The organism is Microbacterium sp. S308A+ (assembly GCF_049800815.1).
GTDB lineage: Bacteria > Actinomycetota > Actinomycetes > Actinomycetales > Microbacteriaceae > Microbacterium.
In genome coordinates this window covers 77,404-86,960 of sequence record NZ_JBNAFT010000005.1, presented here as the reverse complement: position 1 = coordinate 86,960, position 9,557 = coordinate 77,404, and the positions used below count along the sequence as shown (strand labels likewise).

General features: G+C 67.2%; 18 protein-coding genes. All 18 read right to left on the bottom strand.

Annotation, left to right across the window (positions count from 1 at the left end):
* Window position 1 precedes the first annotated feature (1 nt).
* Window positions 2-616: an adenylate kinase gene (locus tag ACP15J_RS12915; RefSeq protein WP_424937611.1), complete on the bottom strand. Its 615-nt coding sequence runs from the start codon at window positions 614-616 to the stop codon at window positions 2-4.
* Window positions 613-1,935 (bottom strand): preprotein translocase subunit SecY, encoded by a 1,323-nt coding sequence (gene secY / locus ACP15J_RS12910; RefSeq protein WP_197219988.1) that lies wholly within the window; start codon window positions 1,933-1,935, stop codon window positions 613-615. Before secY ends, ACP15J_RS12915 begins: the two co-directional genes overlap by 4 nt.
* 104 nt (window positions 1,936-2,039) lie before the next feature.
* Window positions 2,040-2,603, bottom strand: coding sequence for a 50S ribosomal protein L15 (gene rplO, locus ACP15J_RS12905; RefSeq protein WP_424980958.1), 564 nt, complete (start codon window positions 2,601-2,603; stop codon window positions 2,040-2,042).
* The gene (rpmD, locus tag ACP15J_RS12900; protein ID WP_060960260.1) at window positions 2,603-2,788 is read right to left on the bottom strand and encodes a 50S ribosomal protein L30; all 186 of its coding nucleotides are present in this window, start codon (window positions 2,786-2,788) and stop codon (window positions 2,603-2,605) included. Before rpmD ends, rplO begins: the two co-directional genes overlap by 1 nt.
* Complete coding sequence (rpsE, locus tag ACP15J_RS12895) at window positions 2,788-3,477, bottom strand: 30S ribosomal protein S5 (protein WP_424980957.1); 690 nt, start codon at window positions 3,475-3,477, stop codon at window positions 2,788-2,790. The genes rpmD and rpsE overlap by 1 nt, the downstream gene beginning before the upstream one ends.
* Window positions 3,474-3,833, bottom strand: coding sequence for a 50S ribosomal protein L18 (rplR, locus tag ACP15J_RS12890; protein ID WP_424937613.1), 360 nt, complete (start codon window positions 3,831-3,833; stop codon window positions 3,474-3,476). Before rplR ends, rpsE begins: the two co-directional genes overlap by 4 nt.
* A gap of 2 nt (window positions 3,834-3,835) precedes the next feature.
* Entirely contained in the window at window positions 3,836-4,372 is a 537-nt protein-coding gene (rplF, locus tag ACP15J_RS12885; RefSeq protein WP_424937614.1) for a 50S ribosomal protein L6, read from the bottom strand.
* Between the two features lie 7 nt (window positions 4,373-4,379).
* A complete protein-coding gene (gene rpsH, locus ACP15J_RS12880; RefSeq protein WP_197219908.1) occupies window positions 4,380-4,778 on the bottom strand; it encodes a 30S ribosomal protein S8 in 399 nt (132 codons plus the stop codon).
* A gap of 132 nt (window positions 4,779-4,910) precedes the next feature.
* On the bottom strand, window positions 4,911-5,501 hold the full coding sequence (rplE, locus tag ACP15J_RS12875) for a 50S ribosomal protein L5 (RefSeq protein WP_424937615.1): 591 nt from the start codon (window positions 5,499-5,501) through the stop codon (window positions 4,911-4,913).
* Window positions 5,501-5,860, bottom strand: a complete 360-nt coding sequence (gene rplX / locus ACP15J_RS12870) for a 50S ribosomal protein L24 (RefSeq protein ID WP_206702621.1) — start codon at window positions 5,858-5,860, stop codon at window positions 5,501-5,503. The genes rplE and rplX overlap by 1 nt, the downstream gene beginning before the upstream one ends.
* A 2-nt stretch (window positions 5,861-5,862) precedes the next feature.
* A complete protein-coding gene (gene rplN / locus ACP15J_RS12865; RefSeq protein ID WP_197220284.1) occupies window positions 5,863-6,231 on the bottom strand; it encodes a 50S ribosomal protein L14 in 369 nt (122 codons plus the stop codon).
* The gene (rpsQ, locus tag ACP15J_RS12860) at window positions 6,228-6,521 is read right to left on the bottom strand and encodes a 30S ribosomal protein S17 (protein ID WP_197220283.1); all 294 of its coding nucleotides are present in this window, start codon (window positions 6,519-6,521) and stop codon (window positions 6,228-6,230) included. The genes rplN and rpsQ overlap by 4 nt, the downstream gene beginning before the upstream one ends.
* Complete coding sequence (rpmC, locus tag ACP15J_RS12855; RefSeq protein ID WP_197220282.1) at window positions 6,521-6,835, bottom strand: 50S ribosomal protein L29; 315 nt, start codon at window positions 6,833-6,835, stop codon at window positions 6,521-6,523. Before rpmC ends, rpsQ begins: the two co-directional genes overlap by 1 nt.
* The gene (gene rplP / locus ACP15J_RS12850) at window positions 6,835-7,254 is read right to left on the bottom strand and encodes a 50S ribosomal protein L16 (protein WP_197220281.1); all 420 of its coding nucleotides are present in this window, start codon (window positions 7,252-7,254) and stop codon (window positions 6,835-6,837) included. The genes rpmC and rplP overlap by 1 nt, the downstream gene beginning before the upstream one ends.
* Window positions 7,254-8,003 (bottom strand): 30S ribosomal protein S3, encoded by a 750-nt coding sequence (gene rpsC / locus ACP15J_RS12845; protein ID WP_424937616.1) that lies wholly within the window; start codon window positions 8,001-8,003, stop codon window positions 7,254-7,256. Before rpsC ends, rplP begins: the two co-directional genes overlap by 1 nt.
* On the bottom strand, window positions 8,003-8,395 hold the full coding sequence (gene rplV, locus ACP15J_RS12840) for a 50S ribosomal protein L22 (protein ID WP_424937617.1): 393 nt from the start codon (window positions 8,393-8,395) through the stop codon (window positions 8,003-8,005). Before rplV ends, rpsC begins: the two co-directional genes overlap by 1 nt.
* Before the next feature lie 25 nt (window positions 8,396-8,420).
* Window positions 8,421-8,702, bottom strand: a complete 282-nt coding sequence (rpsS, locus tag ACP15J_RS12835) for a 30S ribosomal protein S19 (protein WP_197220002.1) — start codon at window positions 8,700-8,702, stop codon at window positions 8,421-8,423.
* A gap of 12 nt (window positions 8,703-8,714) precedes the next feature.
* The gene (gene rplB / locus ACP15J_RS12830; RefSeq protein WP_424937618.1) at window positions 8,715-9,554 is read right to left on the bottom strand and encodes a 50S ribosomal protein L2; all 840 of its coding nucleotides are present in this window, start codon (window positions 9,552-9,554) and stop codon (window positions 8,715-8,717) included.
* Window positions 9,555-9,557 lie beyond the last annotated feature (3 nt).

The following is a 9,557-nucleotide window of genomic DNA, read 5'->3' as shown; positions in this document are numbered from 1 at the left end:
GTCAGGCCGCGACCGCGCGCTCGAGCCCGCGGGCCTCGAGCGCGGAGAAGATCCGACGCGTGACCGTCTCGAGCTCGCCCACGCCGTCGATGCGGTCCACGATCCCCCGCGCCTCATAGGCGGCGATGATCGGCGCGGTCTCGTTCTCGTAGATGTCGAGGCGATGAGCGATCGCCTCGGCGGTGTCGTCCGAGCGCCCCTGCTCCGCCGCACGCCGCGTGAGGCGGGCCAGGCTCTCCTCGCGCGGCACGTCGAGCAGGATCACCGCGTCCAGGCTCGCCCCGTGCTCGGCGAGGAAAGCGTCGAGGTGGGCCACCTGGACGGTGTTGCGCGGATACCCGTCCAGGAGGAACCCGTTCGCCGCGTCCTCCTGGCCGAGCCGGTCGCGCACGATCTCGCCGGTCAGCTCGTCCGGGACGAGGTCTCCGCGATCGAGGATCGCGGTGACCTGCGTGCCCAGCGCCGTGCCCGCCTTGATGTTCGCCCGGAAGATGTCCCCTGTGGAGACGACAGGGACGCCGAAGGCCTCGGCGATCCGCACCCCCTGGGTGCCCTTGCCGGACCCCTGCGGTCCGACGATGAGAAGGCGTGCAGAGGAGTGTGCGGATGCCGTCATCGGAGAAGCCCTTCGTAGTGTCGCTGCTGTAGCTGCGCGTCGATCTGCTTCACCGTCTCCAGCCCGACTCCCACGATGATCAGGATCGAGGCGCCGCCGAACGGGAAGTTCTGGTTCGCGCCGACCGTCGCGAGAGCGATGAGCGGGATGAGTGCCACGGCGCCCAGGTAGAGCGAGCCGGGGAACGTGATGCGCGTGAGCACGTAGTCGAGGTACTCGGCGGTGGGGCGGCCGGCGCGGATGCCGGGGATGAAGCCGCCGTACTTCTTCATGTTGTCCGCGACCTCGACCGGGTTGAAGGTGATCGCCACGTAGAAATACGTGAAGCCGATGATCAGCAGGACATAGACCGCCATGTAGAGCGGGTGGTCGCCGCGCGTGAAGTACTGGATGATCCAGGTCGCCCACTCCGGCGGCGTGGAGCCGTCCTGCGGGATGTTGAACTGCGCGACGAGCATCGGGATCGCCAGGAGCGAGGAGGCGAAGATGACCGGGATCACACCGGCCATGTTCACCTTGATCGGGATGTAGGTGTTGGTGCCGCCATAGGTGCGGCGCCCGACCATGCGCTTGGCGTACTGCACGGGGATGCGTCGCTGCGACTGCTCGATGAAGACCACGAGCGTCATTACGACGATGCCCATGAGGAGCACGAGGAGGAACACCTCGAAGCCGCGGCTCTCGAAGATCGCCACCATCGAACCGGGGAAGGTCGCGGCGATGGAGGTGAAGATGAGAAGCGACATGCCGTTGCCGATGCCGCGCTCGGTGACGAGCTCGGCGAACCACATGATGAGTCCTGTGCCCGCCGTGAGCGAGATGATCATGAGGACCTGCGCCCACCAGGCGTCGTTGGTGAGGAGCTGCTGGCAGGCCGCTCCCCCGCCCTGGCCGAAGAGCTGCCCCGACCTGGCCACGGTGACGAGCGTCGTCGACTGCAGCAGCGCGAGCGCGATGGTCAGGTAGCGGGTGTACTGCGTGAGCTTAGCCTGCCCCGCCTGCCCCTCTTTGTGGAGCGTCTCGAAGTGCGGGATGACGACGCGCAGCAGCTGCGTGATGATCGTCGCCGTGATGTACGGCATCACGCCCAGCGCGAAGATCGACAGCTTCAGCAGCGCACCGCCGGAGAAGAGGTTGACCAGTCCCAGAAGGCCTTCGGTGCCGCTGTTCATCGCGATGCACTCCTGCACGTTCGGGAAGTTCACGAACGGTGCGGGGACGGTCGCGCCCAGCCGGTAGACGGCGATGATCGCCAGCGTGAAGAGAATCTTCCGACGCAGGTCCGGCGTGCGGAAGATCCGCGCGATAGCGCTAAACAAGGGCGTGCCTCCTGAACGGGGATGCCGAGCCGATGACGGACGGCTGAGAAAACCAGGGTAACGCAAGAGGGGCCGGGAGCTTCTCCCGGCCCCTCTCGGCGGTCTTAGTTGACGGATCCGCCCGCGGCGACGATCTTCTGCTCCGCGGAGCTCGAGACCTTGTCGACCGAGACGCTGAGCTTCACGGCGATGTCGCCGTTGCCCAGGACCTTGACCTTCTCGTTCTTGCGAACCGCGCCCTTGGCGACGAGGTCGGCGACCGTGACGTCGCCCCCCTTCGGATAGAGCTCCGCGAGCCTGTCCAGGTTCACGACCTGGTACTCGACCCGGAACGGGTTCTTGAAGCCGCGCAGCTTCGGGGTGCGCATGTGCAGCGGCATCTGCCCACCCTCGAATCCGACGCGCACGGTGTTGCGGGCCTTGGTGCCCTTCGTGCCGCGACCGGCGGTCTTGCCCTTCGAGCCCTCACCACGGCCCACACGGGTCTTGGCGGTGTTGGCTCCCGGGACGGGGCGCAGGTGGTGCACCTTCAGCACGCCGGGGCGCGAGACCGGGGCCTCGGGCTTCGCCGCAGGCTTCTTGGCGGCGGGCTTCTTCGCGGCGGCAGCCTTGCGAGTCGCCGGCTTCGCGGCGGGCTCGGCGGCCGCGGCCTTCTCGTTCTCTGCCATTAGTCGATCTCCTCAACCTTGACGAGGTGAGCGACGGTCTTGACGTAGCCGCGCGTCTGCGCGTCGTCCGGCCGGACGACCGAGTCGCCGATCCGCTTGAGACCGAGGCTGCGCAGCGTGTCGCGCTGGTTCTGCTTCTCGCTCACCTTGGACTTGATCTGCGTGACCTTGAGCCGGGCGGCCATCAGGCACCTTCCTTCTGCGCCGCGACGGCCTCGGCCTCGGCGCGGACGAGACGCGCCGGAGCGACCTGGTCGAACTCGAGGCCACGACGCGCGGCGACCGCACGGGGCTCCTCGAGCTGCTTCAGGGCCTCCACCGTCGCGTGCACGATGTTGATCGTGTTCGACGAGCCGAGCGACTTCGACAGCACGTCGTGGATACCGGCGCACGAGAGCACGGCGCGGACGGGACCGCCGGCGATGACACCGGTACCCGCGGCGGCCGGACGCAGCAGCACGACGCCCGCGGCGGCCTCACCCTGCACCGGGTGCGGAATGGTGCCGCCCACGCGCGGGACGCGGAAGAAGTTGCGCTTGGCTTCCTCGACGCCCTTCGAGATCGCCAGCGGGACCTCGCGGGCCTTGCCGTAGCCGACCCCGACAAGACCGTTGCCGTCGCCCACCACGACGAGCGCGGTGAAGCTGAATCGACGACCGCCCTTGACGACCTTCGAGACGCGGTTGATGGTCACCACGCGCTCGAGGAACTGGCTGTCGGCGCGATCGCGCGAGTTACGGTCGCGGCCGCCCTGACCACGGTCGCGGCCTCCGCGGCCGCCACGGCGCTCCTCGCGCTGCGGGGCCTCGGAACCGGCCGCGTTCTCGGCGGCGGGAGCCGTCTCGGTCACTTCGTTCTCCTTGATGTCACTCACAGTGCCAGCCCCCCTTCACGGGCGCCTTCGGCGATGGCGGCGACGCGACCGGCGTAGCGGTTGCCACCGCGGTCGAACACCGCCTCAGCGATGCCAGCGGCCTTCGCGCGCTCGGCGACGAGCTCGCCGACCTTGCGGGCCTTGGCCGTCTTGTCGCCGTCGAGCGAACGCAGGTCCGTCTCGAGGGTCGAGGCCGAGGCCACGGTGCGGCCCTTGCTGTCGTCCACGAGCTGCACGAAGACGTGACGCGCAGAACGGGTGACGACCAGGCGCGGACGCGCCTCGGTGCCCACGATCTTCTTGCGAAGACGGGCGTGACGACGCGAACGCGCGTCGGACTTCGACTTCACAGCCATGGTTACTTACCAGCCTTTCCGGCCTTGCGACGCACGACCTCGCCGGCGTAGCGCACGCCCTTGCCCTTGTACGGCTCGGGCTTGCGGATCTTACGGATGTTGGCGGCAGCCTCACCGACGGCCTGCTTGCTGATGCCGCTGACGGTGAGCTTGTTCGTGCCCTCGACCGTCAGGGTGATGCCGGCGGGCGGCTCGACCAGGACCGGGTGCGAGAAGCCGAGGGCGAACTCGACCGAGCTGCCCTTCTGCTCGACACGGTAACCGGTGCCGACGACCTCGAGGCCCTTGGAGTAGCCCTGGCTGACGCCGATGATGTCGTTGTTGATGAGAGTGCGGGTGAGGCCGTGGAGAGCGCGCGACTCACGCTCGTCGTCGGGGCGGGTGACCAGGACCTGGCCCTCCTCCACCGCGACCTCGATGGGGGCGGCCACCGTGAGGGAGAGTTCCCCCTTGGGGCCCTTCACCGACACCTCTCGGCCGTCGACCGAGACGGTCACGCCCGCGGGGATGTCAATGGGAAGTCGTCCGATACGCGACATGGTTCGATCACCACACGTAGGCGAGAACTTCTCCGCCCACGCCCTTCTGCTCGGCCTGACGGTCGGTGAGAAGACCGGAGGAGGTGGACAGGATGGCGACGCCGAGGCCGCCGAGCACGGTGGGGAGCTCCGTCGACTTCGCGTACACGCGGAGGCCGGGCTTCGACACACGCTTGATGCCTGCGATCGAACGCTCCCGGTTGGGGCCGTACTTCAGCGTGATGGTGAGGTTCTTGCCGACGCGGGCGTCGCTCACCTCCCACGCGGAGATGTAGCCCTCCTGCTTGAGGATGTCGGCGATGTGCGTCTTGAGCTTGCTCGACGGCAGGGTCACGGAGTCGTGGTGCGCCGAGTTCGCGTTGCGCAGACGGGTCAGCATGTCTGCGACCGGGTCTGTCATTGTCATGGTGTGTTTCCTTCGTTCATGAGGTTCCGGCTGCCGTTACACGACAGACGGCCTGCGATGAGCACGCAATTTTCAATTGTACGACACGCCCGGCGGGCCCGATGACCGTCGGTCTCGGGCCCGCCGGTGCGCTCACGCCTGTGCGTCGACCGCGCGGAACGGGAAGCCGAGGTGGCGGAGCAGAGCCCGGCCCTCGTCGTCGTTCTTCGCGGTCGTGACGACCGTGATGTCGAAACCGCGCACACGATCGATCCGGTCCTGGTCGATCTCGTGGAACACGCTCTGCTCGGTGAGACCGAACGTGTAGTTGCCGTGGCCGTCGAACTGTGTGGCCGACAGGCCGCGGAAGTCGCGGATGCGCGGCAGCGCGAGGTTCACGAGGCGGTCCAGGAACTCCCAGGCGCGGTCGCCGCGAAGCGTGACGTGCGCGCCGATGGGCTGCCCTTCGCGCAGCTTGAACTGCGCGATGGACTTGCGGGCCTTGGTGACGATCGGCTTCTGGCCGGTGATCTTGGTGAGGTCGTCGACCGCGCCATCGATCACCTTGCTGTCGCGCGCCGCCTCACCGACACCGGTGTTGACGACGACCTTGACCAGGCCGGGGATCTGCATGACGTTCTCGTAGCCGAACTCGTCCTGCAGAGCCTTCTTGATCTCGCTGTTGTACTTCGCCTTCAGGCGGGGCTGCACCTTGACAGCGCCCGCAGCGTCAGTAGCCGCCATCAGAGGTCCTTACCGCTCTTCTTCGCGTAGCGCACGCGGACCGTGCGCTTGACGCCGTCCTTGACCTGCTCCTCGACGCGGTGGCCGACGCGGGTCGGCTTCTTCGTCTCGGGGTCGACCAGTGCGACGTTCGAGATGTGGATGGGAGCCTCGATGGTCTCGATGCCGCCCGTCTTCGTGCCGCGCTGCGTCTGACCGACGCGCGTGTGCTTGGTGGCGTAGTTCACGCCCTCGACGATGACGCGGTTCTGCTCGGCAAGGACCTCGAGGACCTTGCCCTGCTTGCCGCGGTCGCCGCCGCGCTCGGGCTTGGCGCCCGAGATGACCTGAACCAGGTCGCCCTTCTTGATCTTCGCCATGATCAGATGACCTCCGGGGCGAGCGAGACGATCTTCATGAACTTCTTGTCGCGAAGCTCACGGCCGACCGGGCCGAAGATACGGGTGCCACGGGGCTCCCCGTCGTTCTTCAGGATCACGGCGGCGTTCTCGTCGAACTTGATGTACGAGCCGTCGGCACGGCGCGTCTGCTTGACGGTGCGGACGATGACGGCCTTGACCACATCGCCCTTCTTGACGTTTCCACCCGGGATCGCGTCCTTGACGGTCGCGACGATGGTGTCGCCCAGACCCGCGTAGCGACGGCGCGAGCCGCCGAGGACGCGGATGGTGAGCAGCTCCTTCGCGCCGGTGTTGTCGGCGACCTTGAGGCGGGACTCCTGCTGGATCACTTGGCCTTCTCCAGAATCTCCACCAGACGCCAGCGCTTGGTGGCGCTCAGCGGGCGGGTCTCGTTGATGAGGACGAGGTCGCCGATGCCGGCGGTGTTGTTCTCGTCGTGCGCCTTGACCTTCGACGTGCGGCGGATGACCTTGCCGTACAGCGGGTGCTTCACGCGATCCTCGACCTCGACGACGATGGTCTTGTCCATCTTGTCGCTGACGACGTAGCCACGACGCGCCTTGCGGTAGCCGCGGACGACGGGCTCGGCCTGGACGGCGGCAGCCTTCTTCTCAGCCATTACTCGGCCTCCTCCTTCGGCGCCTCAGCCTCGTCGGCCTTCTTCGCCTTGCTCTTGGACGCCTTCTTCGCCGGAGCCTCGACAGGAGCCGGCGTCGCACGGATGCCGAGCTCGCGCTCGCGGATCACGGTGTAGAGGCGCGCGATGTCGCGCTTGACGGCGCGGATGCGGCCGTGGCTCTCCAGCTGGCCGGTGGCCGACTGGAAACGGAGGTTGAACAGCTCCTCCTTGGCCTTGCGCAGCTCCTCGAGGAGGCGCTGGTCTTCGAACGTGTCGAGCTCGGCAACAGCGAGCTCCTTGGTGCCGATCGCCATTACGCGTCGCCCTCCTCGCGCTTGATGATGCGTGCCTTGAGCGGCAGCTTGTGAATGGCACGGGTCAGGGCCTCACGAGCCAGCTGCTCGTTGACGCCGGCGACCTCGAAGAGGACGCGACCCGGCTTGACGTTGGCGACCCACCACTCCGGCGAGCCCTTGCCGGAGCCCATGCGGGTCTCGGCGGGCTTCTTGGTGAGCGGACGGTCCGGGTAGATGTTGATCCACACCTTCCCGCCACGCTTGATGTGACGGGTCATCGCGATACGCGCGGCCTCGATCTGACGGTTGGTCACGTAGGCCGGCGTGAGCGCCTGGATCCCGAACTCACCGAAGGAGACCTTCGTGCCGCCGGTGGCCTGGCCATCACGCTTGGGGTGGTGCTGCTTGCGGTACTTGACCTTGCGAGGGATAAGCATCAGGCAGACGCTCCTTCTGCGACGGGAGCCTCGTTGCGCGGCGCGCGGCGACGGTCGCCACCACGGTCGCGGGACGGCTTCTGGTTGGCCTGCTCGCGAGCGAGCTCCTTGTCGGTGAGGTCACCCTTGTAGATCCAGACCTTCACGCCGATGCGGCCGAAGGTGGTCTTGGCCTCGTAGAAGCCGTAGTCGATGTTCGCACGCAGCGTGTGCAGCGGCACACGACCCTCGCGGTAGAACTCCGACCGGCTCATCTCGGCGCCGCCGAGACGGCCGGAGACCTGGATCCGGATGCCCTTGGCCCCGGCGCGCTGAGCGCCCTGGAGGCCCTTGCGCATCGCACGACGGAACGCCACACGGGCGGACAGCTGCTCGGCGATGCCCTGGGCGACGAGCTGAGCGTCGGCCTCGGGGTTCTTGACCTCGAGGATGTTCAGCTGGATCTGCTTGCCCGAGAGCTTCTCGAGGTCGCCGCGGATGCGCTCGGCCTCCGCGCCGCGACGACCGATCACGATGCCGGGGCGCGCGGTGTGGATGTCCACCCGCACGCGGTCACGGGTGCGCTCGATCTCGATGTTGCTGACGCCGGCCCGGTCGAGCTGCGTCTGCAGGAGCTTGCGGATCTTGATGTCCTCGGCGACGTAGTCGGCGTAACGCTGACCCGGCTTCGTCGAGTCCGAGAACCAACGCGACACGTGGTCGGTCGTGATGCCGAGGCGGAAGCCGTACGGGTTTACCTTCTGTCCCATTACTTGCTCGCCTTCTTCTTGGCTGCCGGGGCCTCAGCGACCTCGGGGGTTGCCAGCACGACCGTGATGTGGCTCGTGCGCTTCTTGATCTGGAACGCGCGGCCCTGGGCGCGGGGCTGGAAACGCTTGAGCGTCGTCCCCTCGTCCACGAAGGCGTTCTTCACGTACAGGTCCTGCTCGTCGAGGTACTCCCCGTCACGATCGGCCTTGACCTGAGCGTTCGCCATGGCCGAGTGCACGAGCTTGTAGATCGGCTCGCTGGCGCTCTGCTGCGCGAACTTCAGGATGGCAAGGGCCTCCTGGGCCTGCTTGCCCTTGATGAGAGCGACGACACGACGAGCCTTCTGAGGGGTCACGCGGATGTGTCGCACGCGGGCGATGGACTCCACCATTTCTCTCTCCTCTTGCGCCACCGCGTCAGCGGCGACGGCCCTTCTTGTCGTCCTTCTCGTGGCCGCGGAAGGTGCGGGTGGGCGCGAACTCGCCCAGCTTGTGGCCGACCATGGTCTCAGTCACGAACACGGGGATGTGCTTGCGACCGTCGTGCACGGCGATGGTGTGTCCCAGCATGGCGGGGATGATCATCGAGCGGCGCGACCAGGTCTTGATGACGTTCTTGCTGCCGGCTTCGTTCTGCCCGACCACCTTGCGAAGCAGGTGCTCGTCGACGAAGGGGCCCTTCTTGAGACTGCGAGGCATCTTCTCTTACTCCTACTTGCGCTTCTTGCCGGCGTTACGGCGACGCACGATGTACTTGTCGCTTTCCTTGTTGGCGTGACGGGTACGACCCTCCGCCTGACCCCACGGAGTGACGGGGTGACGTCCACCGGACGTCTTGCCCTCACCACCACCGTGCGGGTGGTCGACCGGGTTCATCGCGACACCACGGACCGTCGGGCGCACGCCCTTCCAGCGCTTGCGGCCGGCCTTGCCCCAGTTGATGTTCGACTGCTCGGCGTTGCCGACCTCGCCGATCGTCGCACGGCAGCGCGCGTCGACGTTGCGGATCTCGCCCGAGGGCAGGCGCAGCTGGGCGAACGGGCCGTCCTTCGCGACGAGACGCACCGAGGCGCCCGCCGAACGGGCCATCTTCGCGCCGCCGCCGGGGCGGAGCTCGATCGCGTGGATGACGGTACCGGTCGGGATGTTCTTCAGCGGGAGGTTGTTGCCCGGCTTGATGTCGGCCGCGGCGCCGGACTCGACGATGTCGCCCTGCTTCAGCTTGTTCGGCGCGAGGATGTAGCGCTTCTCGCCGTCGAAGTAGTGCAGCAGCGCGATGCGCGCGGTGCGGTTGGGGTCGTACTCGATGTGCGCGACCTTGGCGTTCACGCCGTCCTTGTCATTGCGACGGAAGTCGATGACGCGGTACTGGCGCTTGTGGCCGCCACCGATGTGACGGGTCGTGATGCGGCCCTGGTTGTTGCGGCCACCGGTCTTCGACAGCGGGCGCAGCAGCGACTTCTCCGGCGTGGATCGGGTGATCTCGGCGAAGTCGGCCACCGACGAACCGCGGCGACCCGGGGTCGTGGGCTTGTACTTGCGAATAGCCATGTT

Coding starts and splice junctions, on each gene's coding strand:
- ACP15J_RS12915 (WP_424937611.1), bottom strand. CDS start 616: ATGACGGCATCCGCACACTCCTCTGCACGCCTTCTCATCGTCGGACCG.
- rplO (WP_424980958.1), bottom strand. CDS start 2,603: ATGGCAGAGAACGAGAAGGCCGCGGCCGCCGAGCCCGCCGCGAAGCCG.
- rpmD (WP_060960260.1), bottom strand. CDS start 2,788: ATGGCCGCCCGGCTCAAGGTCACGCAGATCAAGTCCAAGGTGAGCGAG.
- rplR (WP_424937613.1), bottom strand. CDS start 3,833: ATGGCTGTGAAGTCGAAGTCCGACGCGCGTTCGCGTCGTCACGCCCGT.
- rplF (WP_424937614.1), bottom strand. CDS start 4,372: ATGTCGCGTATCGGACGACTTCCCATTGACATCCCCGCGGGCGTGACC.
- rpsH (WP_197219908.1), bottom strand. CDS start 4,778: ATGACAATGACAGACCCGGTCGCAGACATGCTGACCCGTCTGCGCAAC.
- rplE (WP_424937615.1), bottom strand. CDS start 5,501: ATGGCGGCTACTGACGCTGCGGGCGCTGTCAAGGTGCAGCCCCGCCTG.
- rplX (WP_206702621.1), bottom strand. CDS start 5,860: ATGGCGAAGATCAAGAAGGGCGACCTGGTTCAGGTCATCTCGGGCGCC.
- rpsQ (WP_197220283.1), bottom strand. CDS start 6,521: ATGGCTGAGAAGAAGGCTGCCGCCGTCCAGGCCGAGCCCGTCGTCCGC.
- rpmC (WP_197220282.1), bottom strand. CDS start 6,835: ATGGCGATCGGCACCAAGGAGCTCGCTGTTGCCGAGCTCGACACGTTC.
- rplP (WP_197220281.1), bottom strand. CDS start 7,254: ATGCTTATCCCTCGCAAGGTCAAGTACCGCAAGCAGCACCACCCCAAG.
- rpsC (WP_424937616.1), bottom strand. CDS start 8,003: ATGGGACAGAAGGTAAACCCGTACGGCTTCCGCCTCGGCATCACGACC.
- rplV (WP_424937617.1), bottom strand. CDS start 8,395: ATGGTGGAGTCCATCGCCCGCGTGCGACACATCCGCGTGACCCCTCAG.
- rpsS (WP_197220002.1), bottom strand. CDS start 8,702: ATGCCTCGCAGTCTCAAGAAGGGCCCCTTCGTCGACGAGCACCTGCTT.
- rplB (WP_424937618.1), bottom strand. CDS start 9,554: ATGGCTATTCGCAAGTACAAGCCCACGACCCCGGGTCGCCGCGGTTCG.